The sequence below is a fragment of the Methylobacterium currus genome (assembly GCF_003058325.1).
Classification (GTDB): domain Bacteria; phylum Pseudomonadota; class Alphaproteobacteria; order Rhizobiales; family Beijerinckiaceae; genus Methylobacterium; species Methylobacterium currus.
Window position 1 is genome coordinate 363,381 of sequence record NZ_CP028843.1, and the last position, 25,973, is coordinate 389,353.

Genomic DNA, 25,973 nt, shown 5'->3' on the forward strand with positions numbered 1-25,973 from the left:
GCGGCCATCGGTGGGGGGACCGTGGGGTGCGGGCCTCGCGGGCCGGTTTCCCGCTCTCGAGCGCCGGCTGCAGCGAGATCCTGCGCGGCGGCACCTCTACGGGCCCGCTTCGCCGACGCGGTGCGCCTCGCCGCCGAAGCCCGGGGCGAGGACCCGTTCGGCTACCGGGTTGAGTTCGTCAACCTCGCCCGGGCCGCCGAGACCGCCACGGCTCTGGCGCCGCGCTGACGCCTATCCCGGCAGGAAGGCTCGCGCGCCGGTGCCGGCGTCCCGCACCTCCTCGACCGGCGCGCCGTAGAGCCGGCTCAGGGCGGGGGCGTCCAGCACCTCCGCCACCGGGCCGGCGGCGAGGGCCAAGCCGCCGCGCAGGAGGAGCGCCCGGTCGGCGTAGCGGGCGGCCTGGTTGGGGTCGTGGGTGGTGAAGAGGAGGCCGAGCCCGTCGGCGCGCAGGCGCAGGATCTCGGCCATCACCCGGCCCTGGTTGCCGAAGTCGAGGCTCGCCGTCGGCTCGTCGAGGACCACGATGCGCGGCTCCTGGGCGAGGGCCCGGGCGACCAGCACCAATTGGCGCTCGCCGCCCGAGAGCCGCGTCACCGGGCGCTCGGCGAGGTGGGCGATGCCCATCCGGGCGAGCGCGCTCTCCGCCGCCGCGTGGTCGGCGCGCGAGGGGGCGGAGAGCAGGCCGGTGCAGCTGGTGCGCCCCATCAGCACCACGGCGCGGGCCGTGAACGCGAAGGCGCTGGCGCCGGCCTGCGGCACGTAAGCCATCGCCCGCGCGCGCTCCCGGGCCGTCAGCTCGCCGAGCGGCCGGCCCTCGATCCGGATCGTGCCACCGAGCGCCGGCAGCAGCCCGAGCAGGGTCTTCAGGAGCGTCGTCTTGCCGCCGCCGTTCGGCCCGAGCAGCGCCAGGGCCTCGCCGGCGGCGAGATGCACCGAGAGGCCGCTCCCGATCTCCCGGCCCGGATAGCCGAAGGCCAGGTCCTGCGTGTCGAGCAGCGTCACGACCAGTCGCGCTCCGCCCGGGCGAGCAGCCACAGGAAGACCGGCGTGCCGACGAAGGCGGTGAGGATGCCGAGCGGCACCTCGACCGGGGCCACGGTACGCGCGAGCGTGTCGATGGTGAGCAGCGTGCCGGCGCCCAGCAAAGCCGCGGTCGGGATCAGCCGGCCGAAGCCGGGGCCGACCAGGAAGCGGGCGAGGTGCGGCACCACCAGCCCGACCCAGCCGACGATGCCGGCCGCCGCCACGCTCGCCGCGGTGACGAGGGTCGCGGCCGCCACCACCGCGACGCGCAAGGGGCCGGTGGCGAGGCCGAGCGAGCGCGCCTCCTCGTCCGGCAGGGACAGGACGTCGAGGCGCCAGCGCAAGGTGAGCAGGAGCCCGGTGCCGAGGACGACCGGACCGGCGAGCGGCAGGAGGTCGGAGGGATGCATCCCCGACAGGCTGCCGAGCAGCCAGAAGGTCATCGCCGGGAGCTGGTTGTAGGGATCGGCGAGGAACTTGATGAGCCCGACCCCGGCCCCGAGGAGCGAGCCGATGACGATTCCGGCGAGCACCAGCACCAGCACCGGGTCGCGCCCCGACAGGGCGGCGCCGAGCGCGTAGACGCAGGCGACCGCGCCGAGCCCGCCCGCGAAGGCCAGGCCCTCGATCGCGAGCACGCCGAGGGAGAGCCAGATGCCGAGGACCGCGCCGAGGGCCGCCCCGGACGAGGCGCCGAGGATGTCGGGCGAGACGAGGGGATTGCGGAAGAGTCCCTGGAACGCGGCGCCGGCGACCGAGAGCGCGGCGCCGATCAGGATCGCGGCGGCGATGCGGGGGCCGCGGATCTGCAGGACCACCGCCTCGACCGCCGGCGCCACGTCCGGCGCGTGGCCGGTGAGGCGGGCGACGAGCACCCGGGCGACGTCGAGGAGCGAGACCGGATAGCGCCCGACCCCGAAGGCGAGGGCGGCGGCGAGCATCAGGGCGAGGAGCGCGAGCCACGGCCCTCCGAGCCGGGCGGCGCGGGCGCCGGCAAAGGCGATGGCATGAGCGATGCCGCTCACAGGGCTCCCGCCAGCACGCGGTCGAGGGCCGCATCGTCCGGCGTCACGTGGTAGAGCCGGCCATGGAGATCGCGGGCGACCGCCCGGATGTCCTCCGGGAATCGCGCCGGGTAGAGGATCTTGCCCAGCCACCACAGGCCGAGGAGCCGGTTGACCGAGGGCGGGAAATCGACCCAGCCGAAGGGGAGCGACGGGCTCACATGCAGGCGGTTCGCCGCCAGGGCCGGCGTCGCCTGCCACAGGGGATCCTGAAGCGCCGCCGCCGCGAAGGCCGGATCGAGGGCGACGATCACCTCGGGCGCCCAAGCCACCACGTCCTCCGGCGACACCTGGGCCAGGCTGCCGCCGGGGCCCGCGACGTTGACGGCGCCCATGAGCGCCAGCGCCTCGACGTTGATCGAGCCCTGGCGCGCCGTCTCGAGCCCGCGGGGTCCGCGGGCGAGGTAGACGCGGGGGCGCTCGCCCTCCGGCACCCGGGCGACGCGCTCGCGCACCGTCGCGAGGATACCTTCGCTCAAGGTCGCCAGGGGTTCGGCGTCGCGCCCGATCAGGCGTCCGAGGCTGCGATACGTCGCGGGCGCGGCCGCGAGCCGGCCGTCGAGGAGGGCGTAGGGGATGCCGGTCTGGTCCTGCACCCGGTCGGCGAGCGAGCGGTAGGTCTCGGCGGTCGAGCCGACATCGAGGATCAGATCGGGCTTCGACGCCAGCACCGCTTCGAGGTTGGCGGTGTTGCCGCGCCCGGTGAGCCGGCCGACCTCCGGCAGCTCGGCCGCCCGGGCAGACAGATAGGGCTTCTCCGCCGGGCGGATCGCCCGCGGCCAGCCGAGCAGCAGGTCGGGCGCCAGGGTGTAGAGCAGGATCGCCGCCGGGGGGCCGGCGGGAAACACCCGGGCGACCGGTGTGCGCAACCTATCGAGGACCCGGCCGGCATCGTCCCGCAGGCCCTGGTCCCGCAGGCCCTGGTCCCGCAGGTCTTGGACCCGCAGGTCTTGGACCCGAAGACCTTGCGCGGCGCGTGCAGGCCGCGCCAGCGCGAGGGCCGCCGAGCCGAGGAGCAGGGAGCGCCGGTCGGGCCGCATCATCGTCAAAAAATCAGTCCGTCGCGATCATCACGTCGCTGGACTTGATCACCGCCTTCACGCTCTTGCCGGGCGCCAGCCCCAGCTCGTCGGCGGATTCGTTGGTGATCGCCGCGGTCACGACCTGCCCGCCGGCGAGCTCGACCCGGATATGGGCGGTGGTGGCGCCCTTCTTGACCTCGACGACCTTGCCGTCGAGCTGGTTGCGCGCGCTGATCTTCATCGAAGGGTCTCCCCGTCCCGCATCGCGGCGACGTGACGGCGCCGCCCTGGCCGCACAGATAGTCGTCCCGTCCCGTCCCGGCGAGCCGTCCGCGCGGAATTCACGGCCGAGTTTCGATGGCGGGGAACCGAAACCAAAGCCGGAATCGTCCGTTGACGTGCAGCTTCGAGCGGGTCCGCCCGCTCGTCACAGGTTCGAGGGAGATCGACGAGATGCATCAGGGCAGCCACCGCGACCATGAGGGCGCAAAGAAGCTCTTCGCGATGATCAAGGACGTGAAGGTCGCGATGATGACCACGGCCGATTCCGACGGCCAGCTGCGCAGCCGCCCGATGTGGAATCAGGACGCGGACGAGAACGGCGACCTGTGGTTCTTCGTCAAGCAGGATGCGCCGGTGACCAGCGAGATCGGCCGCGACAACCAGGTCAACCTGGCCTATGCCGATCCGTCGAACCAGAACTACGTCTCGGTGTCGGGCAAGGCCGAGATCGTGCGCGACAAGGCGCAGATCGAGGCCAAGTGGAGCGAGGGCCTGAAGACCTGGTTCCCCGGCGGCAAGGACGATCCGTCGATCGCGCTGATCCGCGTCCATCCCGAGAAGGGCGAGTACTGGGACAGCCCGAACGCCACGATGCTGCACCTCTACGGCTACGTGAAGGCGGCGGTGACCGGCGAGTCGCCGAAGACCGAGAAGAAGGCGGTCGACCTCGGCGCCCGCTGAGAATTGCGCCTAGGACAGGGCCGGCGGTTGAGCTTGATGCTTGACTCGGCGGCCCGAACCGTGCCGGCTTCCCACCCTCCGTCGCCCCGCCCGAGGGGCGACGGTCCGGCCGCCCGCAGGAGGCGGTCCTGAACCAGGCAGGCACGGGCGATGCTCGATCTCGCGACCAGGGTCTACAATCACACCTGGAAGATCGATCCGATCATCCGCTCCGTGCTCGACACGGATTTCTACAAGCTCCTGATGGCCCAGACGATCTTCCGGCGTCACCGGAACGTCTCGGTCACCTTCGGCATCCAGAACCGCACCAGCCGGGTCCGCCTCGCCGATCTGATCGACCCGGGCGAGTTGCGCGAGCAGCTCGACCATTGCCGGTCGCTGCGGCTCACCCGCGGCGAATCCACCTGGCTGCGCGGCAACACCTTCTACGGTCGGCGCCAGATGTTCTCGCCGGACTTCATGGACTGGCTCGAGAACTTCCGCTTCCCCGACTACCTGCTGGAGAAGCAGGACGGCCAATACGTGCTCACCTTCCACGGCCCGTGGATCGAGACCACGATGTGGGAGGTGCCGGCGCTCGCCATCCTCAACGAGCTGCGCTCCCGCGGCGTGCTCAAGGGCATGGGCAAGTTCGAGCTTCAGGTGCTCTACGCCCGCGCCATGACCCGCATCTGGGAGAAGATCGAGCGGTTGAAGACCCTGCCGGGCCTGTCGATCGCCGATTTCGGCACCCGCCGCCGCCACGGCTTCCTGTGGCAGGATTGGTGCGTCGAGGCGATGATCGAGGGGCTGGGCAACAGCTTCCTCGGCACCTCGAACTGCCTGATCGCGCTGCGCCACGACATCGAGGCGGTGGGCACCAACGCGCACGAGCTGCCGATGGTCTATTCGGCCTTGGCCGAGACGGAGGAGGAGCTGGCCCGCGCGCCTTACCTCGTGCTCGCCGACTGGCAGCGGGACTATGCCGGCAACCTGCTGGTGATCCTGCCCGACACCTACGGCACCACCGGCTTCCTCGAGCGCGGGCCCGCCTGGATGGCCGATTGGACCGGCATCCGCATCGATTCGAAGGACCCGATCGAGGGCGGCGAAGAGGCCATCCGGTGGTGGACCCGGCATGGCCGCAACCCGCGGGAGAAGCTGGCGATCTTCTCCGACGGGCTCGACGTCGACGTGATCGAGCGGATCCACCGCCACTTCCACGGCCGCCTGCGCATCGGCTACGGCTGGGGCACGCTGCTCACCAACGATTTCCGCGGTCTCGCGCCCGACCGCCGCCTCGACCCGATCTCGATCGTCTGCAAGGTGATCTCGGCCAACGGGCACCCGACCGTGAAGCTCTCCGACAACCCCACCAAGGCGCTGGGGCCCGAGGACGAGGTCGAGCGCTACAAGCGGGTCTTCGGGGTGGGCACTCAGCAGGCCGTACCGGTCCTGGTCTAGTCCTGCCGTAGTCCCGCACGGTGTGTGCCCTCCGTCATCCTGACGACGGGTGGGACACGCGGAACCGGGAAAACGTGGCCCGGTCCCCGGGATTATTGTCGGATTCGTCATAGATCCCGTGCTTCCGTAACGATCGGAAACACGGTCGGATCTAGAGCGGATGCGCGCAGGCGTTGAATCGGACGACATCTACGTCGCGCTTGTCGCCGATCTCGCGCGGACCGGCATGCCGACGACCATCATGGGCGTCGCCCTGGCGGGCGTGGGCCTGTTCGTCGCGTTGGCGCTCGGCCACACGATCCTGTTCGCGGCGGTCGCGAGCGGAGTCCTGGCCTCCGCGTGCAGGCTCGCGCTCGTCCTGCGGCAGATGCGGCGGCTGGAGGGTGGGCCGCTCGCGCCGAGGGAGGCCGGTCTCTGGGAACGGGGGCATGTCCTGACCATCTTCGCGGTCGCCTCCTCGGTCGGCACCCTCGTCGGCACGGTCTTCGCGCAGCCGCGCATGGACCTGCAGATGCTCGCGACCGGGCTGCTCTTCGGCTACTGCTCCGGCGTCGTCACCCATTTGTTCGGCCGGCCGGTGATGGCGGCCAGCGCGCTGCTGCTGGCGGCCCTGCCGGCGATCGCGTCGGCGGCCTGGTTCGGGGACATGCCGCACGGCATCCTGGCGGCGATGTTCGGCCTCTTCCTCTTCGGGGCCGTGCAGGCCGTCTTCTCCGCCCACCGCACCGCCATCCGGCAGATCCGGCTGCGGCTCGACATGGCGAGGCTCGCCCGCAGCGACGTCCTGACCGGGCTCGCCAACCGGCTCGGCCTGCGCGAGGCGTTCGGCCGCCTGTCACGGACGGACGGCGACAGCGTGGCGATCCATTGCTTCGACCTCGACCGCTTCAAGCCGGTCAACGACCGCTACGGCCACGCGGCCGGCGACGCCCTGCTGCAGGAACTCGGCGCGCGGCTGCGCCTGCTCGTGGAGGCCCCCGTCCTGGCGGCCCGGACGGGCGGGGACGAGTTCGTGGTGCTCCAGCCCGGCGTGCGGCACGCGGAGGAGGCGGAAAGCCTCGCGCGGCGCATCGTCCACGCCCTCAGCGCACCCTACCATCTCGGCGGCGAGACCGTCAGCGTCGGCCTGAGCTTAGGCTTCGCCTGCGCGCCGTCGCGCGCGGCGAATCTCGACGACCTGGTCCGGCGGGCTGATGCCGCCTCCTACGCGGTCAAGCGTCGGGGCGGCGGGGTCGCCGCGGGCGGGCCGTCCCCAGGGGCATCATGGGCTGGGGTCCGCGCGGCGGGCGCGGATCCGGGTGCGGCCGCCTGCTGAGCGCCCCGCTACTGCAGCTTCGCCCGGTAGGTCTCGCCCGCCTTGGCCTTCAGCTCCGCGCCCGCCTCGCGCCCGATCGCCAGGGCATCCGCGGTGGAGCCGGTGCGGTGGGTGGCCCAGTGGGCGCTGCCGTCGGGCAGGAACAGCAGCCCGTCGAGGGTCAGGCGATCGCCGTCGATCTGGGCCAAAGCCGCGATCGGGGTGCGGCACGAGCCGTCGAGCTCCTCGAGCAGGGCCCGCTCGGCTCCGACCGCGATGGTGGTGCGGGGGCAGGCGACGGCCTGGAGACGCTCGATCAGCGCCGCGTCGCCGGCCCGGCACTCGATGCCCAGCGCCCCTTGCGCCACTGCCGGCAGCATCTCGCTCACCGGCAGGATCTCCTGGGCGCGGTCGGCGAGGCCGAGGCGTTCGAGCCCCGCGATGGCGAGCAGGGTGGCATCGCAGGCGCCTTCCTGAAGCCGCTTCATCCGGGTGTTGGCGTTGCCGCGCAACGGCACGATCTGGAGGTCGGGCCGGCGCATCAGCACCTGGGCGCCGCGGCGCAGGGACGAGGTGCCGACCCGGCTGCCCGGCGCGAGATCGGCCAGGCGGTTCGCGTGCGGCGACAGGAAGGCATCGCGGGGGTCGTCCCGCTCCAGGATGCAGGCGATGACGAGGCCGTCCGGCAGCCAGGTCTCGACATCCTTCATCGAGTGGACGGCGAGGTCGACCTCGTCGGCGAGGAGCGCCTGCTCCAGCTCCTTGGTGAACAGGCCCTTGCCGCCGATCTCGGAGAGCGGCCGGTCGAGCACCTTGTCGGCCACCGTGGTGACGACGACGAGCTCCATCGCGCCGGGCTCGGCGAGGTCGGGATGGGCCGCCGCGATGCGGTCGCGCACCATCCCGGTCTGGGCGAGGGCCATCGGGCTGCCGCGGGTGCCGATGCGCAGGGGACGTCGAGGCATGTCGGTTGCCGTGAGATCGAGGAGCCTTGACTTCGCGAGTAGCGGGTCAGGCGCTCCGTGTCACGCGGCGGCTGTTCCCGCGGGCGCTCAGTCGCGTGGGACCTGCTCGTCGGCCGGCCGGCCGCCCTGCGGCGTGCCGGCGGCGGGCTTCGTCCCGCCCTTGCCCGGCGGGTGCCCGGCCGGGCGGCGGCTCGCCCCGAGGCTGTCGTTGGCGAGCCCTTCGCCGGGATTCGGATCCGGCTTGCGGTCGTCGGTCACGGCGGTCTCCGGTCGTCGTTGCCCAGGTCGTCAACCCCTGTGAACGGCCGGAATGCCGCCCGGGTTCAGAACCCCTGGACCGCCAGCACCGTGTGCTCGACCTGCGGCGGGGCGGCGAAATGCTCCGAGACCAGGGCGCGCCAGGCCTGGAAATCGCCCGATTCGCGGAAATCGACCGTGTGGTTCTCCAGGGTCTCCCACTGCACCATCAGACGGTAGCGTGTCGGGATCTCGACCGAGCGCTGCAGCTCCATGCCGCGGCAGCCCTTGGCGCGGCGAAACAGCTCCGCGGCCTGGCCGACGCCGGCTTCGAAGGCGCCCTCGTGCCCGGTCTTCACCTCGATCTGCGCGATCTCCAGAACCATAGCGTCTGCCTCCTGTCCGGTGGGGTTAAGCCATGCGCGAAGCCGCCGGGCTTGTCCACGCGGCGCGAGCGCGGAATCCAACAGCGGTGGATGGCCTCCGGCGGGCGGTTGCCAACCCGGAACAGGACGCGCACAAACCGTGGATGACCTGTGCACGGTGGCAACCAGCCCCGACCGGCGCCGTTTCCCTGCCGGAACGTGACAGCGGAGTTCGGTCCTCATGGCGACGCTGAAGGAATTCGAGGAAGCCCTGCGCGAGAACGGCATGCAGATGGCGCTGGCGATTCTCGAGCGTCTGCGCGAGCGCGACCGCGCCAACCGGGTGGTCAAGCCCGGGCGGCGCATCGTCGGCAAGAAGATGACCCCGGAACTCGCCCGCGAAATCCTCGAGCTGCATGGCTCGACGGAGATGACCCAGCAGGAGATCGCCTTCAAGCTCGGCGTCAACCAGGGCCGGGTGAACGAGGTGATCAAGCGCGGCAAGTGGCTCTCGGGCGACCAGACCGCCCCGGAGGCGGTGGCCCGCGACAAGGGCAAGGCGCGCATCCAGGGCGTCGAGCCGAATCGGCCGCGCAAGGCCGCCGCCCGGGGGGCCGCAAAGGGGGGCGCCAGAAGCAGCGCCAAGGCGGGCGGCAAGGCAGGCGGCAAGGCGGCTACGGCCAAGGCCGGCAAGTCGCAGAAGAGCCCGGCGGCGGCCCAGCTGGCCTTCGGCGATCTCTGACCGATCGTCGCGCGGACGGGCCCAAAGCCGCATTGGGCGGCGGCCCGTGATCCTCTAACAGTCGAGGTGCCGAGCCGCCCCGATCGACGGGCGGCCGGTCACCACACCGGCCAACCCGGGAGGATCACGCCATGTCCCACGCGATGTACGACTCCGCCAACCTGACGAAGCTGCCCGCCCTGAAGAGCCTCGCCCCCGAGGCGATGGGCGCCTTCGAGGCCCTCGACAAGGCGGCGCTGGCGGACGGCGCGATCCCGCGCAAGTACAAGGAGCTGATGGCGCTCGCCGTCGCCCTCACCACGCAATGCCCCTACTGCCTCGAGGTGCACCGCGAGGCGGCGAAGAAGGCCGGCGCGACCGAGCAGGAACTCGCCGAGACCGTCTTCGTGGCGGTGGCCCTGCGGGCCGGCGCGGCGCTCACCCACGGCACGCATCTCCTGCCCTGATCCGCCGGACGCCGCGGCCCCGAGGCCGTGGCGCTCTCGGCAGCCGGGCATGCTGGCAGGCATGCCCGGCACCCAGGCACGACGAAGCGCCCCGGCCTTGCGGCCGGGGCGCTCCCCTTGAAAGGCTTGACGCTTACGCGGCCTGCTGCACGCTGCCTTCGATCGATTGCGGGCGGGAGCCCGATGCGATCTGGATCTGGCGCGGCTTCTTGGCCTCCGGGATCTCGCGGACGAGATCGACGTGGAGCAGGCCGTTCTCCAGCACCGCACCGGTCACCTGGACGTGATCGGCGAGCTGGAAGCGCCGCTCGAAGCCGCGGGCTGCGATGCCCTGATGCAGGAACTCGCTCTGCTTAGCCTCGGCCTTGCGCTCGCCCTTCACGGTGAGCGCGTTCTCCCGGGTCTCGATCGACAGATCCTGATCCGTGAAGCCGGCCACCGCGAGGGTGATCCGGTAGGCGTTCTCGGCCGTGCGCTCGATGTTGTAGGGCGGGTAGGTCGGCGCCGCATCCGAGGTCACGAACTGATCGAGTGCGGAAAACAGGCGGTCGAAGCCGACGGTGGAGCGGTACAGGGGAGCGAGATCGAACTGACGCATGACATATTCTCCATCTGAAGCAATATGTAGTCTTGAGGGAACGCCGCTGAGGCCGGTCCCGGTCTTGCGCGCCGCCATATCGGCCGGCGCCCCTCGCATATTGGATTGGGCTTTCGACTGGTCAAGGCCGCTGCCAGAGGCGCGTCGCGAATTTTTTTGATGAGCGCGGACGCACGCGGATCCTGCCCCACTTATTAGGGTGTGCCGTGCCAGGATGCGGCGGATGCCAGCCTCGGAGGCCCTCCCGTGACCGTGCCGCTGCTCGCCACGCCCGACAATCCGATCCCGCCGGGGGCCACGCTCCTGACGGTCAGGACCGCCGACGGTCTCTCCTTGCGCGTCGCCACCTGGGCGCCGACGGCGCGCGTCGTGCACGGCACGGTCTGCCTGGTGCAGGGCCGGGCGGAGTTCATCGAGAAGTACTTCGAGACCGTGACCGAGCTGCGCGACCGCGGCTTCCACGTCGTCGCGTTCGACTGGCGCGGCCAGGGCGGCTCGGACCGCACCGTCGAGGACCCGCACAAGGGCCATGTCGACGATTTTTCCGAGTACAAGCTCGACCTCGCGGCGGTGGAGGCGCAGGTGATGGAGGCGCGGATGCCGCGCCCGTTCTTCGGCCTCGCCCACTCGATGGGCGGCGCGATCTGCCTCACCGCCGCCCGGGAGGGCTGGCTGCCGTTCAGCCGCCTCGTCGTGCTCGCCCCGATGGTGGCGATCTGCATGATCCGCCGGCCGAAGGCCGCGATGCGCCTCGCGGCCGTTCTGCGCGCCCTCAGGTTCGGCCGTCGCTACGTGCCGGGGGGGTCGGCGGTCTCGATCGCCACCAAGCCGTTCCCGAACAACCGGCTCACCGCCGATCCGGTGCGCTACGCCCGCAACGCCGCCGCGGCGCTCGCGGTCGGGGCCGGCGCCGTCGGCGATCCCACCATCGGCTGGCTCGCCGCCGCCTTCCGGGCGATGCGCCGCTTCGAGGACCCGCGCTATCCCGTGGGCATTCGCGTGCCGGTGCTGGTGGTGGCCGCCGGCGCCGACCCGGTCTGCAGCACCCCGGCGGTGGAGCGCTTCGCCGCCCGGCTCGCGGCCGGCCACACCATCACGCTGCGCGGCGCCCGCCACGAGATCCTGATGGAGCGCGACGCGATCCGCGAGCAGTTCTGGGCGGCGTTCGACGCCTTCGTGCCGGGGACGGCGGCGCCGGTGCGCGAGGAGAGGCAGGGGGAGGCGAGGGCGGAGGTGGCGTGAGGCTCATCCCCGCCCGTGCAGGGCGTCGATCAGGGCGCGGCGGAGCACCGGCGCGACGGTCTACCCGTTCAGCAGCGCCAGCGCCGCCTCGTGCAGCCGCTTGTCCCCCGCCGCCACGATCCGCCCGCCCTTGGCGGCGGACGTCCCCTCCCAGGTCGTCACGATGCCGCCGGCACCCTCGATCACCGGGATCATCGCCACGATATCGTAGGGCTTCAGCGAGGCCTCGACCACGAGGTCGATATGGCCGGCGGCCAGCATGGCGTAGGCGTAGCAATCGGCGCCGTAGCGGGCGAGGCGGGTGGCCTTCTCCACGCGCTCGTAGGCTTGCCGGTCCGACGTGCCCTCGCCGAACAGGCGCGGGTCGGTGGTGTGCAGGATCGCCTCCGACAGGTCGCCCTTGCGGCGGGTGCGCAGGCGGCGTTGGCCGTGCGGGCCCTGGTAATGGGCCGCCTCGCCGTCGCCGAAGAAGCGCTCGCCGGTGAAGGGCTGGTTCATCAGGCCGTAGCAGGGCACGCCGCCGCGGGTCAGCCCGATCAGGGTGCCCCAGATCGGCAGGCCGGCGATGAAGCCGCGGGTGCCGTCGATCGGGTCGAGCACCCAGACATATTCGGCGTCCTCGTGCTCGGAGCCGAATTCCTCGCCCAGGATGCCGTGGTCGGGGAAGCTGCGCTTGATGAGCTGGCGCATCACCGCCTCGCCGGCCCGGTCGGCCTCGGTGACCGGGTCGAAGGCGGCATGGCCCTTGGCCTTGTCCTCGGTGGCGAAGGCGGCGCGGAAGAAGGGCAGGATGGCCTGGCCCGATTGGGTGGCGAGCTCGTCCACGAACCGCGCGAAATCCACCACGCTCATGCTGTCCCCGATTCCCGCTCAAGCCGCGGGCCCGCAGCCCGCTTCGCCGGATCGAAAGGGCGGCGCGGCCCCGGCGTCAAGCCCCGGGGCCGCGAGCCTCAGGCGTCGGCGCGCTCGGGCTCATGCTCGGGCGCCCGGACCGGGGCAGGGGAGGGGGCGGCGACCGGCACGTCGCGAACCGCCTCCAGGCAGGCCTCGACGCCCTCGCGCAAGGAGACCGCGTAATGGTCGGCGCCGAGGGACGCCCGGGCGCCGGGATCGCTCAGCACCGCGTCGTCCGCCGGCCATAAGCCCACCAGCACCTGCGCCTCCGGCGCCCGGCGCCGCAGCCGCTGGACGAGGTAGCGCAGATGGGCCGGCGTCCCGCTGATCTCGAGGTAGGAGATGCAGATCATCCGCGCTCCGGCCGCATCGAGCGAGGCGATCGCGGACCGCGACACCGCCTCGAACGGCACCACCCGGGTGCCGAAGCCGTGCTTCTCGAGGAGCTGGGCCAGCATCATCGAGGCGGCCTCGTCGAGCGGCCCGCGTCCGGCGACGCACAGCACCGCGCCCTCGCGCCGCCAGTCCTCCGGCAGGGCGTCCGGGGCCGGGGCATCCGGCACCGCAGGGGCCGCCTCGCAGGGCACCTGCTCGTCCTGACGGCCCGACAGGAGGCGGCCGGCGAGCGTGGGCTTCGTCTCCGGCGCCGTATCGTCCCGGTCGGCGAGGTCCTCGATCAGCTGCGCGATGCCGACGCGGATGCGATCGAGCTGGCCCCCGGTCAGCACGCCGCGGCGGGCATCGGTGGCGGCGAGCTGGAGGCCCTTCAGCGCCACCTCGTCGTAGTAGGAGGAGAGCGAGCACTGGGCGAGGATCGCTTCCGCCAGTTCCTGCGCCTCGTCGGGATCGTCGGCCAGCATGCGCTGGTAGAAGTTCTCGACCGGGGTCAGGGCCGGGCGGTCGCCGAACAGCACGTCGAGGAATTCGAGCTTGTCGACGTGGCGGCCGAGCACGACGAGGCAGACGGTGAGCGGCGTCGAGAGCAGGAGTCCCACCGGCCCCCATAGCCAGGTCCAGAACAGGGCCGAGACCAGGACCGCGAAGGGTGAGAGCCCGGTCGAGTGGCCGTAGACCAGGGGCTCGATGAACTGGCCGACCAGGGGCTCGAGCACGATGAACAGGGCGGCGGTCGCCAGCACCATGTTCCAGCCCGGATCGACGGCGGCGGCCAGCATCAGCGGCAGCAGGGCCGACAGGAAGGCGCCGATATAGGGCACGAAGCGCATCAGCGCGGTGAAGATGCCCCACAGGATCGGGTTCGGCACGCCGATCAGCCAAAGCCCGGTCCCGATGGCGAGGCCGAACCCGGCATTGAGCGCGAGCTGGACCAGGAAGAACCGGCTCAGGCGCCGCGCCGCATCGTCCATCGCCACGGTGGTGCGGTGCAGGTCGCTGGAGCCGACGAGGCGGATCATCCGGTCGCGGAGATCCTCGCGCTGCACCAGGATGAAGATCAGCACCACGAAGACGATGCCGAGGGTGGCGAGCGGCGAGACCACGGGGGCCAGCACCTTCTCGGCGAGCTCGATCGGGCTCGGCTCGCGGTCGCGCATCTCGACCAGCACCGGCTTGTCGGGGTTCTGCACCGAGGGCGGCGGGCTGCGCTTGCCCTCGGGCTTCTCCTCTGGCTTCGGCTCCGGCGCGCCGGCCTGCTGGATCTGGTGGTTGATGCTGCGGAGATACCCGGCCATGTCGCCGAGGGGCCCGGCCTTCAGGTTCTCGGCCTTCTGGGCGATGGTGCGCTGGTAGCGCGGCAGGCCGGTCGAGAGGTCGGCGACCTGCATGCCGATCAGCCCGCCGAGTCCCGCCACCACGGCGAGGAGCAGCAGCACCGCGACGCCGACCGAGGGAATCCGCCCGAGCCGGAGCTTGCGCAGCAGCGCCACCAGCGGCCCGATCACGAAGCTGAGCAGCACCGCGATGGCGATCGGGATCAGGATCTCGCGGCCGAAATACAGGGCCGCCACGATCACCGCCGCGATGACGAGCGGCGCCGCGAGGCCGTCGCCGGGGGTCTCGGCAGCCTGGACCCGGGCCGGGTTCACCGGGAAGATCCGCCTGCGATCGTCTCGCCCATCCGCCATGCGCCGCTCACTTCCTCGCGCGCGGCGCTCGCCGTCTCGCCACGCTTCCACGGGGGAGGAACGGGGCCAGCGGGGAAACGATCCGCCCATGACCCAGGGCCAACCTATCGAAAATGTGATCGCGCCTCCTCGATCCGCACCGTCACGCTGTCGCTCGCGCCTGTGGCGTCCAGTACCGAGATGCGCACGAAGCCGGCGCCGTCGGGCTGCCACTCGGCCTGGCGCCGGTCCGATTCGGCCACCGGCAGGCCGCCGACGAGCCAGGTCAGCGGCAGGGTGCCGCCAAGCGCCTTGAGAGCGAGGCCGGCGGGCGCATCACCTTCCGCCCCGAGATCGATCCGTGCCCCGTCCGGCGGGTAGGCGATGCGCAGGCGGTCGGTCGGGCCTGCTTCGCGGCGTAAGGAGCGCAGGGGCGGCGGCAGGGCGGAGGTCGACGCCACCAGGGCGTCGCGGGGTCGCGGCAGGGGCTCGGGGTCCCCGCCGAGGCGCGCGACCGCGTCGAACAGGAGCGGTGCGGCGGCGACCCGCCCGACGAGGCCCGGCACCCCGGCCCCGTCCGGCCGCCCGAGCCACACCGCCACCGTGGTGCGGCGGTCGAACCCGACCGCCCAGGCGTCGCGGTAGCCGTAGGACGTGCCGGTCTTGTAGGCGAGGCGGTTCGGCAGGGCGCTCTCGGGCGGCGGCGTGCCGCGCAAGGTATCGGCGACGTACCAGGCCGCCACCGGCTCGGCGATGCGCGGCAGGACCGCGTCAGGCGTCGCACCGTCGAGGCGGCGCTTCAGCACCGGCACCTCGCCGCCGCGGGCGAGCCCGGCATAGAGCCGGCCGAGGTCGGTGAGCGTGATGCCGAGGCCCCCGAGCGCCACTGGCAGGCCCGGCGCCGAATCCCGCGGCAGGACGATCGATGCGCCGGCGGCGCGCAGGCGGGCGATGAAGCGGGCCGGGCCCACCGCCTCCATCAGCTCCACCGCCGGCACGTTGAGGGAGAGCTGGAGGGCGCGCCGCGCCGTCACCGTACCCTGGAAGGTGAGGTCGAAATTCTCCGGCGCGTAGGAGGCGCCGAACCGGGACGGACGATCCTCGATCAGGGTCTCGGGGTGCGCAAGCCCCGATTCGAACGCCATGGCGTAGACGAAGGGCTTGAGGCCTGAGCCCGGCGAGCGGACCGCCCCCGTCATGTCGATGGCGCCGGCGCGCGCGGCGTCGAGGTAGCCGGCGCTGCCGATCTGGGCCCGCACCTCGCCGCTGGCGTTGTCGATGACGAGGATCGCCGCCGACAGCCCGGGGCCGAGCGCCGCCGCCCGCTCGGCCGCCAGCGGCTCGAGCCGGGCCTGCAGCCGCGCGTCGAGGGTCAGCCGATGCACGGCCCGGCCCGGCTCCTGCGCCAGGGCCGCCTCGGCGGCGTGGGGCGCGAGCATCGGGAAGGGTTTTCGGGAATGCGGCACCGGCTCGGCCTTGGCCGCGGCGGCGTCCGCCGCCGGCACCACGCCGCGGGCGGCGGCGATGTCGAGCACCCGGTCGCGGGCCCGGCGGGCGGCGTCCGGGAAGCGGTCGGGCCGCCGGCCCTCCGGCGCCTGCGGCAGGGCCACCAGCAGGGCGGCCTCGGCCAGCGTGAGGCGCGCCGGCTCGCGCCCGACATAGGCCAGGCTCGCCGCCCGCAGGCCCTCGACCGGCCCGCCATAGGGCGCGAGGGCGAGGTAGAGCCGCAGCACACCGTCCTTGCCGAGGCGCCGCTCCAGCTCGATCGCCCGGGCGATCTGGCGCAGCTTGGCGCCGAGCGAGCGCTCGCCCCGCGGCTCGACGAGGCGCGCCACCTGCATCGACAGGGTCGAGGCCCCCGACACGATCCGCCCCGCCGCGAGCCATTGCCCGGCGGCGCGCAGGAGCGCCATCGGGTCGACCCCCGGATGCGACTGGAAGCGCCGGTCCTCGTAGGCCGTCAGCATGGCGAGGAAGCGGGGATCGACGGCCGCGGGTTCGAGCGGCAGGCGCCAGCGGCCATCCACGGTCGCGAAGGGGCGCAGGAGGATGCCGGCCCGGTCGAGGACGATGGTGGAGCGGGCCTGCGCGGCGGTGAGGTCGAGGGGTGGGAGCCGGGCGAGGATGGACCAGAGCCAGGTGGCGGTGGTGAGGACGAGGCCCGCGGTGAGGCCGGCGAGCACCATGGCGGCGCGGCGCCGCCGGATCCTCGGTGTCGTGCGCGCTCCCATCCTCAGGTCCCGTCTCGTCCAGGTCCCATCGCGTTCAGGTCCCACCTTGCCGCATGTCCCGGGTCACCGCGATGGTGCGCCGCGCGCGACCCGCCGGCAACAATCGGCGAAAGATCGTTCGGCGCCAAGGTCCGACCGGTCACCGGTGGCACCGGCCGGCAAGGATGCGGGCTGCCGAGGCACGCTGCGGCGTGATCAGCTGCGCGTGTGCAGAATCAGCTGCGCGTGTGCGGACGCGATCGTCGGCCCGATCCGTCCCGTCGCGGCGGCGTCAGCCGAGCCCCGGAATCCGGTCCGACAGGAAGATGTCCGATGCCGTCTCCTCGACGGGCCTGTACCGGCCGGCCCCGCCGCGCGTCGGCCGGCCGCGGCGACGGACGACCTCGCGTTCGAAGGCGATGTACGCCTCCGGCTCGCCGTCCAGGCGCCGGATCGCCCGCACGTTGATCTCGCACAGATAGGCTTCGCCGCTCTTGCGATAGTTCTGGAGGCAGCCGAGAAAATGCCCCTCCGCCCGCAGGGCCCGCTGCACCTGCCGCGTTCCCTCCCGGCTCGTCCCCTGGCCCTGGAGGATGCGCGGCGTCTGGCCGATCACCTCGGACGCCGCGTAGCCGCTCATCCGCGCGAAGCTGGGATTGGCATACAGGATCCTCGGGCCCGGCTGGTTCAGCTGCGCGTCGGTCAGCAGCACTCCGACATCCAGAGACTCGGCGAACAGGCGGACGAGATCGATGACGTTCATGGCTCCGGCTCCGTGACGCCCCAGCGATAATCAGAATTTGTTAACTTCCCCTCACCACGGAGATGGGGCTTATGACCGTCGGATTTCGAACTAATCCGCGAAAATTCAGGATTTGTTAGCATTTTTTGCCAAGTGTCGACAAGCATCGACGGGAACAACTTGAACAACAGCGTTGCCCTTCAGCAATAAGACCGGGAGTTTGCGAGGCGCCATGAAACTCTTGCTCAAGCGCAGGCCGGCGAGGAACGGCCTGGAGATTGCAGCCCTCGCGGCGCTCCGCACCAACGTCATGATCGCCGACGCGGACATGACGATCACCTACATGAATCCGGCCCTCCGGCGCTTCATGCAGGACGCCGAGGCCGATCTCAGTGCCGAGCTGCCGCGCTTCGACGCGGCCAAGCTCATCGGCAGCAACATCGACATCTTTCACAAGAATCCCACGCACCAGCGCCGGATGCTCGCGGCCCTCGACAAGCCCCACGAGGCCACGATCCGCGTCGGCAAGCGCGTCTTCGATCTCCTCGTGACGCCGCTCGGCGACAAGGAGCAGCGCCTCGGCTTCGTGGTGGAGTGGAGCGACGCCAGCGCCCGACTGCTCAATCTCGACTATTCGAGCCAGATCGCCGCCATCAGCCGGTCCCAGGCCGCGGTCGAGTTTCATCCCGACGGTACCGTCATTACGGCCAACGAGAATTTCCTCACGCTGATGGGCTACAGCCTCGACGAGGTTCGCGGCAAGCCGCACAGCATCTTCATCGATTCCGAGACCCGCGCGAGCCGGGACTACGCCGAGTTCTGGGACAAGCTGCGCCGGGGCGAGTACCAAGCGGCGCAATTCAAGCGTTTCACCCGCGACGCCCGCCCGGTCTGGATCGAGGGCTCCTACAACCCGATCCTCGACCAGAACGGCCGCGTCGCCAAGATCGTCAAGTTCGCCAGCGACGTGACCGCGGAGGTGAAGCGCCTGACCGAGCTCAAGCTGCTCATCGACGAGAACTTCGCCGAGGTGGACCAAGCCGTCGGCCGCTCGAACAGCGAGGCCGAGCAGGCGCGGCTGGCCGCGGGCAAGACTTCCGCCAACGTGCAGTCCGTGGCCGCCGCCGCCGAGGAGCTGGCGCAGTCGGTCAACGAGATCGCCGCCAGCATGAACCGGGCGCGGACGGTCAGCGACGAGGCGCACCACCAGGCCAGCGCCGCCGGGGAGCTGACCCAGAAGCTGACGACGACGGCATCGGCGATGAACGGCATCGTCGGCCTGATCCAGAGCATCGCCAGCCAGATCAACCTGCTGGCGCTCAACGCGACGATCGAATCCGCCCGGGCCGGCGAGGCCGGCCGGGGTTTCGCGGTCGTGGCGGCGGAGGTGAAGAACCTCGCCAACCAGGCCGCCCGCGCGACCGAGCAGATCAGCGCCGAGATCGGCAGCATCCAGGCGGTGTCGGGCCAGGTCGTCGGGACGCTGCGGGCGATCCAGGACGCGGTCGGCGCGATGCGCGACGACGTGATGCGCACCGCGGCCACGATGGAGCAGCAGAGTGCCGTGACGCAGGACATGTCGGCCAACATGCAGGACGCCGCCGGGGCCGTGAGTGCCATCGCGCAGAATATCGGCGCGATCTCGGCGGCGGTTCACAGCGTCACGCAGGCCGTCGAGACGACGAAGGGCGCCGCCCGCGTGCTGGCACGCTGACCGAGCTCCCGACGGGCGCAGCCGCGACGCGCCTCCCACCCTTGCGCCATCTCAGGCGGGCAGAGCAACCATGGCCGAGATCCACCTCTTTCCGGTTCCCTCGCCGGTCGATGCGGCCCCCGAGACGTTCCGGCGTCTCACGGCCGTCCTGACGAATGCCGCCAGGGCCGGCACCGACCTGGGACCGCGCGGCCACCAGATCGCGCTGCTGCGGGAGGGGATCGGCGAAGGCTTGCGCGACGTCGTCGAGGCCATGGTCCCGATGCTCGACGCGCTCTCGGACAACGATCCGGCCCGCCAGGCGCTGGAGGAGATGATCGAGCGCTTCGTCCTGTGCATCCGGGCGGTGCTCGGCGCCGTCGATCGGCTCTCGGCGGCTGCCTAGAGCAGCGCCCGATCCCGTTGCAATCGGGCGCTGCTCTCGGTCTTTGACTTTGCCGCGTCTTCCGCGACGAACCGGTGTCCGCTTCGTCGGAAAAAGGCTCGAGCCCCGTTTCCTCACAGGAACGGCGCCGGATCCTTCGGGTCGCGTGCCGGCTTCACGTCGCGCCGGTTCCACCAGCCGCCGCCGAGCGCCTGGAAGAGCGCCGCCGTATCCGCGTACTGGTTGGCCTGGGCCTGGGCCTGGGTCACCACCGCCTGGAGATAGGCCGACTGGGTGATCAGCAGCGAGGCGCTGCTGACGGCGCCGAGGCCGAATTGCTTGCGCACCAGGTCCACGCTCTGCTGGCTCGCCTTGACGGCGGCATTGGCGGCGGCCACCGCGCGGCCGTCGGCCTGGAGGGCGCGCAAGGCATCGGCGACGTTCTGGTAGGCGGTGATGACGGTGGCGCGGTACTGGGCCTGGGCCTGGACCAGATTCTCCTCCGCCGCCTGCTGGCGCCGGAAGAGGGTGCCGCCGTCGAAGAGCGGCTGGGCCACCGCGCCGGCGATGGTCCAGAGGCTGGCCGCCGGGTTGAGCAGGGCGGCGAAATTGGTGGCGCTGGCGCCGACCGCGCCCGAGATGGTGAATTGCGGCAGGCGGTTGGCCACCGCGACGCCGACCTGGGCGCTCGCGGCGTGCACCGCGGCCTCGGCCGCCTTCACGTCGGGGCGCTGCTCGATCAGCCGCGAGGGCAGGCTCACCGGCAGGCTGCGGGGCAGGTGCAGCGAGGCGAGGGTGAAGGTCTGGCTCACCTCCTCGCTCGGGAAGCGGCCGGCGAGCGCCGTCAGAAGGTTGCGCTGTTGCGCCAGCGCGCGCTGCAACGGCGGCAGCACTTGCTGCGACTGGGCCAGCAATGCGGTCTGCTGCACCACGTCGGCGCCCGCGACCTGGCCGGCATTCTGCTGCTTGGTGATCAGGTTCAGAAGGTCGGTCTGGGCCTGGATCACCTTCTCGGTCGCGGCGATCTGGGCCCGCAGGGAGGCCTCCTGGATCGCCGCCGCGACGACGTTGGCGGTGAGCGTCAGATAGGCCGCCTCGAGCTGCCAGAGCTGCCCCTCGGCCTGCGCCGCCTGCGATTCGAGCGCCCGGCGGGTGCCGCCGAACACGTCCGGCGTGAAGCTCACCGTCACCTGCGGGGTGACGAGGCTGTAGAGCAGCGAGTTGTCGTTGAGGGGCGATTGCAGGTCGCCGCCCGGCGCCTTGTTGTAGGAGGCCTGCGAGTTGAAGCCGACCTGCGGGAAGAGCGCGCCGCGCTGCGCTTCCGTGGTGGCCCGCGCCGCCCGCAAGCTAGCCTGGGCGGCTTCGAGGTTCGGGTTGCGGGCGAGCGCCTCCGCCACCAGGCTGTTGAGGGCTTTCGAGCGGAACAGCGTCCACCACTCGCCCGGCACGTCGCGCCCGGTCGCGAAGGTCTGGCTGAGGGCACCGTTGCGGCGATCCTCGGCGCCGACCTCGGGGTTGCGCAAGCCTTCCTTGGTGTAGCGGGAGACCGGCGGCGGGGTCGCGCCCTGGAAGTCGGGCCCGACCATGCAGGCCGAGGCCGACGCGGCCGCGAGAGCGGCCGCCAGGATGCGGGACGCGGTGCGCGCGGCGCGGCGAGATCCCGCCTCGTCGCCGGGACTTGTGTCACCCAAGCCCTTCCCGTCCGGGCCCGTGTCGCCCGGCACCGTGCCGTCCGCCGCAGGGTGTGCGGCGGGCGCGGCGGCCCGCGGGGCCGTGATGGCGGTCGAGAGGCGCAGGATGGCGCGCATGGAAGGGGGCATGCTGGCGAAGGCGGAGGAGGGCGCGTCGGGTCGGGACAGCATGTCGCTCATTCCGCCGGCTCCGGCTGTCGCGCCGCGGCCACAGGCTGCCGCGGACGGTGGCGCGAGAAGGTGGCGATCAGCACCGGCAGCACCACCAGGATCAGGATCGGGGCGAGCAGGATGCCGCCCACCACCACCAGCGCCAGGGGTTTCTGCACCTGCGAGCCGATGCCGGTCGAGACCGCCGCCGGCAGCAGGCCGACGCAGGCCGCGACGCAGGTCATCATCACCGGGCGCATCCGCACGTCGGCGGCGTGGTGGATGGCCTGCGCCCGCGCCCAGCCCTCGTCCATCAGCTGGTTGCAGTAGGAGAGCAGGATCACGCCCTCCATGGTCGAGATGCCGAACAGCGCGATGAAGCCGATCGCCGCCGAGACCGAGAACGCCGTGCCGGTGAGCACCAGCGCGAAGATGCCGCCGATCAGCGCCATCGGGATCACGCTCAAGGTCAGCAGCGTGTCGGTCAGCGAGGCGAAGTTGACGTAGAGCAGGAGCGCGATCAGCCCGATCGTCAGGGGCACCACGAGCTTCAGCCGGGCGATCGCGCCCTGCAGGTTGGTGAACTCGCCGACCCATTCGAGGTGGTAGCCGGCCGGCAGCTCGACCTGCTCGGCGACGCGCCGTTGCGCCTCGATCACCGCGCCGCCGAGGTCGCGCCCGCGCACGCTGAACTTGACCGGGATGTAGCGCTCCTGGTTCTCGCGGTAGATGAAGGCCGCGCCCGAGACGAGCTGAACCTGGGCGATCTCCGAGAGCGGCACCTGCATCACGCCGCCGCTCGGATTCGTCACCCCGACCGTGATGTTGCGGATGGTTTCCAGCGAGCGGCGGTATTCCGGCGCCAGCCGCACCCGCATCGGGAAGTGGCGGTCGCTGCCATACTCGTAGAGGTCGCCGGCGGCCTGGCCGCCGATCGCCGCCGAGATCGTGGTGGCGATGTCGCCGGGGCTCAGGCCATAGCGGGCGGCCCGCGCCCGGTCGATGTCGATCCGCACCGTCGGCTGCCCGAGCGAGGTGAACACCGCGAGGTCGGTCACCCCCGGCACGGTGGCGAGCGCCGCCTTGATGTCGTTGGCGGTGCGGGTGATCTCCCCGAGGTCGGTGCCGTAGATCTTGACCGAGTTCTCGCCCTTCACGCCGGAGGCCGCCTCCTGGACGTTGTCCTGGATGTATTGCGAGAAGTTGAACTCGATGCCGGGCAACTCCTCGCGGAGCCGCCCCGAGATCTCCTCGATCAGCTTCTCCTTGGTCATGCCGGCGGGCCACTGGTCGGCGGGCTTCAGGGGCGCGAAGATCTCGACGTTGAAGAAGCCGGTGGCGTCGGTGCCGTCGTCGGGCCGGCCCTGATGCGAGACGACCGTGACCACCTCCGGGTAGGAGCCGATCAGCTTGCGCATCCGCTCGACATAGGGGTTGCCGGCCTCCAGGGAGATCGAGGCCGGCATCGTGCCGCGGATGTAGAGGTTGCCCTCCTCCAGGGTCGGCAGGAACTCGAGGCCCAGCGTCCGCATCGCCACGCCGGTGCAGCCGAGCATCGCCAGCGTCACCAGGATGGTCAGCACCCGGTTGTTCAGGGTGAAGCCCTGGAGCGGCCGGAACAGCGCCCGCAGGATCTTGACGACGATGGTGTCGCGCTCCTCGACGTGGTTGGGCAGGATGAGCGCGGAGAGCGCCGGCGACACCGTGTAGGTGGCGAGCAGGCCGCCGATCAGCGCGTAGGCATAGGTTTTCGCCATCGGCCCGAAGATGTGGCCCTCGACGCCGGTCAGGGTGAAGAGCGGCAGGAAGCCCACGATGATGATCGAGGCGGAGAAGAAGATCGCCCGGTTCACCTCCCGCGCCGCCGCGGCGATCAGCCGGAGCTTGAGCGAGGAGCCGCGCTGCGCCGGCCCCTGGTGCTCGGCGAGGTGGCGGAAGATGTTTTCCACCATGATCACCGTCGCGTCGACGATGAGGCCGAAATCGATCGCGCCGAGGGACAGGAGGTTCGCCGATTCGCCCCGCGCCACCATGATGGCGATGGCGAAGCCGAGCGCGAACGGGATGGTGGCGGCGACGATGATCGCGCTCTTCAGGCTGCCGAGGAAGAGCCACTGCACCAGGAACACCAGCACCACGCCGAAGACGAGGTTGTGCATCACCGTATGGGTGGTGGTGTGGATGAGCGCGCTGCGGTCGTAGAGCGGCACCACCTGCACGCCGGGCGGCAGGATGCCGGAGGTGTTGATCTTCTCGATCTCGGCCTCGACCCGCTGGATCGTCGGCAGGCTCTGGCCGCCACGGCTGAGCAGCACGATGCCCTCGACGATGTCGCCCTCGTTCTCGTGCCCGACCATGCCGAGGCGCGGCGCGTTGCTCACCGTCACCTCCGCCACGTCGCGGACCAGCACCGGCACCCCGTTCACCTGCGTGATCATGGTGTTGCGGATGTCGTCCATGTCGCGGATCAGCCCGATGCCGCGCACCACCGCCGATTGCTCGCCGACATTGAGGGTCTGGCCGCCGACATTGGTGCTCGCGTTGTTGAGCGCCGAGACGAGCTGGACCAGCGTCAGACCTTGCGCCTGGAGCCGGCGCAGGTCGACCGCGACCTCGAACTCCTTGGTCTTGCCGCCGAAGGCCGAGACGTCGACGACGCCGGGGATCGCCTTGAAGCGGCGCTGCAGCACCCAGTCCTGCAGGGTCTTGAGGTCGGTCGAGGAATAGCCCGGGGGGCCCGCCACCTTGTAGCGCATGATCTCGCCGATCGGGCTCGTCGGCGAGATCTGCGGCTGGGCGTTGTTCGGCAGGGGCGAGAGCTGCGACAGGCGGTTGAGGACGCGCTGGAGCGCCTCCTGGTAGGTGAAGTCGTAGGTGAACTGGATCTTCACGTCCGAGAGGCCGAAGACCGAGATCGTCCGGGTCACCTTGGCGTTGGGGATGCCGGCGAGCTGAACCTCGAGCGGGATGGTGATGTAGCGCTCGATCTCCTCGGCCGACTGGCCCGGATTCTGGGTGATGACGTCGACGAGCGGCGGCACCGGGTCCGGATAGGCCTCGATGTTGAGCTCGAGGAAGCTGGCATAGCCGATCCCGAGCATCGCCAGGAACAGGAGCAGCACCAGCACCCGCTGGCGCAGGGCGAAGTCGATCAGGCGGTTCATGTCGCCCCTCTCGCGGGGTTTGGAAACGGGACGCCGGGCTCGGGGCGGCCCGTTTAGGAGACCGAGATTCAGGAAGCTTTGTCGCCGGAGGCGGCGCGGTCGATGAACAGGCTGCCGCGGGTCACCACCCGCTCGCCCACTGTCAGCCCGTCGACGACCTGGACGAGGCCGCCGCCGGACAGGCCGAGGGTGACGCCCCGCGACGCGATGGTGCCGTCCGGCCGCTCGACCCAGACCCGGGCCCGGGCGCCCTCGTAGACGATCGCGGAAGCGGGAATCGCCGGGGCGCTCTCGTCGCGGCCGGTCAGGATCGTGAAGGTCGCGAACATCTCGGGCCGGAGCAGGCCCTCGGCATTGTCGATCTCGGCCCGCACCGGCAGGCGGCGCGTCGCCGGGTCGAGGGAGGCGGCCATGTAGCTGATGCGCGCCTTGAACACCCGGTCGGGGAAGCCGATCACGCTGGCTTCGAGCTCCTGGCCGAGCTTGATCCGCGGCACCTCGGTCTCGCGCACGTTGGCGACCAGCCACACCGTCGAGAGGTCGCCGATGACGAAGGCCGGGTCGCTGCCGGAGGCGAGGTACTGGCCGAGGCCCACCTTGCGCTGCACGATGGTGCCGGCGATCGGGGCGCGGATCTCGGTCTCCGGGCTCATCGCGCCGCTCTTGGCGAAGGCGTCGATCTCGGCCTCCGACTTGCCGAGGATGCGCAGGCGGTTGCGCACCGCCTGGAGCGCGGCCTCCGCCGAGCGCTGGTCGCTCTGCGCGGCGATCACGTCGTTCTGGGCCTGCTGCCAGTCCTTCAGGGCTACCGCCTTGGCCTGGAAGAGTTCCTGCAGCCGGGCCGCCACGGTCTGGTCGAGCTTCAGCAGGGCCGAGGCCTTGGCGAGCGCGTTCGTCGCGGCCTGGAAGTCGTTGAGGGCGGAGACCATGTCGGTGGCCTCCAGGGTGAACAGGACCTGGTTGGCCTTCACCCGGTCGCCGGCCCGGACCATCACCTTGGTCACCCGGCCCGCATAGGGCGTGTAGACCGGGACGTTGTCGTCCTCGTTGACGGTGATCCGGCCTTCCGCGAAGCCCTCGGGCCGGAAGTCGCGGGCCTGCACCGTCTCGATGCCGAAGCTCGCGCGCTGCTGCTTGCTCGGCCGGAAGACCGGCTCTCCGTGCGCCTCGCCGGCCTCCGGCGCCTGGCCCTCGACGCCCTGGCGCTGGACGAGGAGCGCTTCGAGGCGCTCGCGCACGGGCGCGAGGGCGGGCACGAACCCGATCGCGGCGCCGGCGCCGGCGAGGAGCAGGAGCGTGACGGCCCGGCCGAGGCCGAGGCCGAGGCCGCGCCGCCGGCGCGCCGGCGCCTCCGTCGTCAGAGGGTTGTTCGTGTCCATCGCGCGCCGACCATTCGCCGGGGCGGTGCGGCCGGGTCCTCGGAGCGCCCGGCCGCTTCCCTGCGGGGAGCGGCCGGGATCATCCCGGGCCGGCCGATCGGCCCCTGTCTGTGCCTCAAATCCTGGGTCCACGGGCGTCCTGCCCTGTCCCTGCGTCAATTCCATGACAGAGGGGAGTATCGAGGCGGGGTCCGGGAC

General features: G+C 71.5%; 23 protein-coding genes. 8 read left to right on the plus strand and 15 right to left on the minus strand.

Going from position 1 to position 25,973, the window contains the following annotated elements; all coding sequences use genetic code 11:
* Positions 1-231: 231 nt before the first annotated feature.
* From DA075_RS01715 to DA075_RS01730, 4 genes are read right to left on the minus strand one after another with little or no spacing between them, the layout of a single operon-like run.
* Entirely contained in the window at positions 232-1,002 is a 771-nt protein-coding gene (locus tag DA075_RS01715; protein WP_099951738.1) for an ABC transporter ATP-binding protein, read from the minus strand.
* A complete protein-coding gene (locus DA075_RS01720; protein WP_420813148.1) occupies positions 999-2,039 on the minus strand; it encodes a FecCD family ABC transporter permease in 1,041 nt (346 codons plus the stop codon). The genes DA075_RS01715 and DA075_RS01720 overlap by 4 nt, the downstream gene beginning before the upstream one ends.
* Before the next feature lie 5 nt (positions 2,040-2,044).
* Complete coding sequence (locus tag DA075_RS01725; protein ID WP_244936477.1) at positions 2,045-3,130, minus strand: ABC transporter substrate-binding protein; 1,086 nt, start codon at positions 3,128-3,130, stop codon at positions 2,045-2,047.
* A 10-nt stretch (positions 3,131-3,140) separates the two neighbouring features.
* Positions 3,141-3,350, minus strand: coding sequence for a TOBE domain-containing protein (locus DA075_RS01730; protein WP_099951739.1), 210 nt, complete (start codon positions 3,348-3,350; stop codon positions 3,141-3,143).
* A gap of 212 nt (positions 3,351-3,562) precedes the next feature.
* Here DA075_RS01730 and DA075_RS01735 point away from each other — a divergent pair, with 212 nt between their 5' ends.
* The 3 genes from DA075_RS01735 to DA075_RS01745 all read left to right on the plus strand — a co-directional run bounded on the left by DA075_RS01735 (position 3,563) and on the right by DA075_RS01745 (position 6,830).
* Positions 3,563-4,072, plus strand: a complete 510-nt coding sequence (locus DA075_RS01735; protein WP_099951740.1) for a pyridoxamine 5'-phosphate oxidase family protein — start codon at positions 3,563-3,565, stop codon at positions 4,070-4,072.
* A 150-nt stretch (positions 4,073-4,222) separates the two neighbouring features.
* Positions 4,223-5,515 (plus strand): nicotinate phosphoribosyltransferase, encoded by a 1,293-nt coding sequence (gene pncB / locus DA075_RS01740; protein ID WP_099951741.1) that lies wholly within the window; start codon positions 4,223-4,225, stop codon positions 5,513-5,515.
* A gap of 160 nt (positions 5,516-5,675) precedes the next feature.
* Positions 5,676-6,830, plus strand: a complete 1,155-nt coding sequence (locus DA075_RS01745; RefSeq protein ID WP_099951742.1) for a GGDEF domain-containing protein — start codon at positions 5,676-5,678, stop codon at positions 6,828-6,830.
* Between the two features lie 8 nt (positions 6,831-6,838).
* Here DA075_RS01745 and hemC read toward each other — a convergent pair whose 3' ends face one another.
* The 3 genes from hemC to DA075_RS01755 all read right to left on the minus strand — a co-directional run bounded on the left by hemC (position 6,839) and on the right by DA075_RS01755 (position 8,397).
* Entirely contained in the window at positions 6,839-7,774 is a 936-nt protein-coding gene (hemC, locus tag DA075_RS01750; protein ID WP_099951743.1) for a hydroxymethylbilane synthase, read from the minus strand.
* An 87-nt stretch (positions 7,775-7,861) separates the two neighbouring features.
* Positions 7,862-8,032, minus strand: coding sequence for a hypothetical protein (locus DA075_RS36330; protein WP_164712185.1), 171 nt, complete (start codon positions 8,030-8,032; stop codon positions 7,862-7,864).
* A 65-nt stretch (positions 8,033-8,097) separates the two neighbouring features.
* A complete protein-coding gene (locus DA075_RS01755; protein WP_099951744.1) occupies positions 8,098-8,397 on the minus strand; it encodes an antibiotic biosynthesis monooxygenase family protein in 300 nt (99 codons plus the stop codon).
* A gap of 220 nt (positions 8,398-8,617) precedes the next feature.
* On the opposite strand from DA075_RS01755, the gene DA075_RS01760 reads away from it, so the two are divergent.
* Both DA075_RS01760 and DA075_RS01765 read left to right on the plus strand, forming a co-directional pair.
* A complete protein-coding gene (locus DA075_RS01760) occupies positions 8,618-9,118 on the plus strand; it encodes an RNA polymerase subunit sigma-70 (RefSeq protein ID WP_099951745.1) in 501 nt (166 codons plus the stop codon).
* A gap of 131 nt (positions 9,119-9,249) precedes the next feature.
* Entirely contained in the window at positions 9,250-9,564 is a 315-nt protein-coding gene (locus tag DA075_RS01765; protein ID WP_309296441.1) for a carboxymuconolactone decarboxylase family protein, read from the plus strand.
* 133 nt (positions 9,565-9,697) lie between these two features.
* Here the strand turns inward: DA075_RS01765 and DA075_RS01770 are convergent, their stop codons facing one another.
* Positions 9,698-10,162, minus strand: coding sequence for an Hsp20 family protein (locus DA075_RS01770; protein WP_099951746.1), 465 nt, complete (start codon positions 10,160-10,162; stop codon positions 9,698-9,700).
* A 246-nt stretch (positions 10,163-10,408) separates the two neighbouring features.
* Between DA075_RS01770 and DA075_RS01775 the strand changes: the two genes are divergently transcribed.
* On the plus strand, positions 10,409-11,404 hold the full coding sequence (locus DA075_RS01775) for an alpha/beta fold hydrolase (RefSeq protein WP_099951747.1): 996 nt from the start codon (positions 10,409-10,411) through the stop codon (positions 11,402-11,404).
* A gap of 60 nt (positions 11,405-11,464) precedes the next feature.
* On the opposite strand, the gene hisN is transcribed toward DA075_RS01775, so the two are convergent.
* The 4 genes from hisN to DA075_RS01795 all read right to left on the minus strand — a co-directional run bounded on the left by hisN (position 11,465) and on the right by DA075_RS01795 (position 17,334).
* Positions 11,465-12,256: a histidinol-phosphatase gene (gene hisN, locus DA075_RS01780; RefSeq protein ID WP_099951748.1), complete on the minus strand. Its 792-nt coding sequence runs from the start codon at positions 12,254-12,256 to the stop codon at positions 11,465-11,467.
* A gap of 98 nt (positions 12,257-12,354) precedes the next feature.
* Positions 12,355-14,382 carry an AI-2E family transporter gene (locus tag DA075_RS01785; RefSeq protein WP_099951749.1) on the minus strand — a complete coding sequence of 676 codons (2,028 nt, stop codon included), beginning with the start codon at positions 14,380-14,382 and terminating at the stop codon, positions 12,355-12,357.
* A gap of 104 nt (positions 14,383-14,486) precedes the next feature.
* Positions 14,487-16,592 (minus strand): penicillin-binding protein 1C, encoded by a 2,106-nt coding sequence (pbpC, locus tag DA075_RS01790; RefSeq protein ID WP_099951750.1) that lies wholly within the window; start codon positions 16,590-16,592, stop codon positions 14,487-14,489.
* Positions 16,593-16,863: 271 nt separating this feature from the next.
* Positions 16,864-17,334, minus strand: coding sequence for a PAS domain-containing protein (locus tag DA075_RS01795; protein ID WP_099951751.1), 471 nt, complete (start codon positions 17,332-17,334; stop codon positions 16,864-16,866).
* Positions 17,335-17,545: 211 nt separating this feature from the next.
* On the opposite strand from DA075_RS01795, the gene DA075_RS01800 reads away from it, so the two are divergent.
* Both DA075_RS01800 and DA075_RS01805 read left to right on the plus strand, forming a co-directional pair.
* Positions 17,546-19,027 carry a methyl-accepting chemotaxis protein gene (locus tag DA075_RS01800; protein WP_099951752.1) on the plus strand — a complete coding sequence of 494 codons (1,482 nt, stop codon included), beginning with the start codon at positions 17,546-17,548 and terminating at the stop codon, positions 19,025-19,027.
* A 70-nt stretch (positions 19,028-19,097) separates the two neighbouring features.
* Positions 19,098-19,412 (plus strand): hypothetical protein, encoded by a 315-nt coding sequence (locus DA075_RS01805; protein ID WP_099951753.1) that lies wholly within the window; start codon positions 19,098-19,100, stop codon positions 19,410-19,412.
* 113 nt (positions 19,413-19,525) lie between these two features.
* Here the strand turns inward: DA075_RS01805 and DA075_RS01810 are convergent, their stop codons facing one another.
* The 3 genes from DA075_RS01810 to DA075_RS01820 all read right to left on the minus strand — a co-directional run bounded on the left by DA075_RS01810 (position 19,526) and on the right by DA075_RS01820 (position 25,775).
* The gene (locus DA075_RS01810) at positions 19,526-21,262 is read right to left on the minus strand and encodes an efflux transporter outer membrane subunit (RefSeq protein WP_244936478.1); all 1,737 of its coding nucleotides are present in this window, start codon (positions 21,260-21,262) and stop codon (positions 19,526-19,528) included.
* Positions 21,259-24,396 (minus strand): efflux RND transporter permease subunit, encoded by a 3,138-nt coding sequence (locus DA075_RS01815; protein WP_099951754.1) that lies wholly within the window; start codon positions 24,394-24,396, stop codon positions 21,259-21,261. The genes DA075_RS01810 and DA075_RS01815 overlap by 4 nt, the downstream gene beginning before the upstream one ends.
* A gap of 68 nt (positions 24,397-24,464) precedes the next feature.
* On the minus strand, positions 24,465-25,775 hold the full coding sequence (locus tag DA075_RS01820) for an efflux RND transporter periplasmic adaptor subunit (RefSeq protein ID WP_099951755.1): 1,311 nt from the start codon (positions 25,773-25,775) through the stop codon (positions 24,465-24,467).
* Positions 25,776-25,973 lie beyond the last annotated feature (198 nt).

Bases quoted from the DNA above. Each gene is read 5' to 3' on its own strand.
- DA075_RS01745 (WP_099951742.1), top strand. From the start codon at position 5,676: ATGCGCGCAGGCGTTGAATCGGACGACATCTACGTCGCGCTTGTCGCC.
- DA075_RS01725 (WP_244936477.1), bottom strand. From the start codon at position 3,130: ATGATGCGGCCCGACCGGCGCTCCCTGCTCCTCGGCTCGGCGGCCCTC.
- DA075_RS01760 (WP_099951745.1), top strand. From the start codon at position 8,618: ATGGCGACGCTGAAGGAATTCGAGGAAGCCCTGCGCGAGAACGGCATG.
- DA075_RS01785 (WP_099951749.1), bottom strand. From the start codon at position 14,382: ATGGCGGATGGGCGAGACGATCGCAGGCGGATCTTCCCGGTGAACCCG.
- DA075_RS01795 (WP_099951751.1), bottom strand. From the start codon at position 17,334: ATGAACGTCATCGATCTCGTCCGCCTGTTCGCCGAGTCTCTGGATGTC.
- pncB (WP_099951741.1), top strand. From the start codon at position 4,223: ATGCTCGATCTCGCGACCAGGGTCTACAATCACACCTGGAAGATCGAT.
- DA075_RS01800 (WP_099951752.1), top strand. From the start codon at position 17,546: ATGAAACTCTTGCTCAAGCGCAGGCCGGCGAGGAACGGCCTGGAGATT.
- DA075_RS01820 (WP_099951755.1), bottom strand. From the start codon at position 25,775: ATGGACACGAACAACCCTCTGACGACGGAGGCGCCGGCGCGCCGGCGG.
- DA075_RS01735 (WP_099951740.1), top strand. From the start codon at position 3,563: ATGCATCAGGGCAGCCACCGCGACCATGAGGGCGCAAAGAAGCTCTTC.
- DA075_RS01805 (WP_099951753.1), top strand. From the start codon at position 19,098: ATGGCCGAGATCCACCTCTTTCCGGTTCCCTCGCCGGTCGATGCGGCC.
- hemC (WP_099951743.1), bottom strand. From the start codon at position 7,774: ATGCCTCGACGTCCCCTGCGCATCGGCACCCGCGGCAGCCCGATGGCC.
- DA075_RS01765 (WP_309296441.1), top strand. From the start codon at position 9,250: ATGTCCCACGCGATGTACGACTCCGCCAACCTGACGAAGCTGCCCGCC.
- DA075_RS01770 (WP_099951746.1), bottom strand. From the start codon at position 10,162: ATGCGTCAGTTCGATCTCGCTCCCCTGTACCGCTCCACCGTCGGCTTC.
- DA075_RS01730 (WP_099951739.1), bottom strand. From the start codon at position 3,350: ATGAAGATCAGCGCGCGCAACCAGCTCGACGGCAAGGTCGTCGAGGTC.
- pbpC (WP_099951750.1), bottom strand. From the start codon at position 16,592: ATGGGAGCGCGCACGACACCGAGGATCCGGCGGCGCCGCGCCGCCATG.
- DA075_RS01755 (WP_099951744.1), bottom strand. From the start codon at position 8,397: ATGGTTCTGGAGATCGCGCAGATCGAGGTGAAGACCGGGCACGAGGGC.
- DA075_RS01810 (WP_244936478.1), bottom strand. From the start codon at position 21,262: ATGAGCGACATGCTGTCCCGACCCGACGCGCCCTCCTCCGCCTTCGCC.
- hisN (WP_099951748.1), bottom strand. From the start codon at position 12,256: ATGAGCGTGGTGGATTTCGCGCGGTTCGTGGACGAGCTCGCCACCCAA.
- DA075_RS01815 (WP_099951754.1), bottom strand. From the start codon at position 24,396: ATGAACCGCCTGATCGACTTCGCCCTGCGCCAGCGGGTGCTGGTGCTG.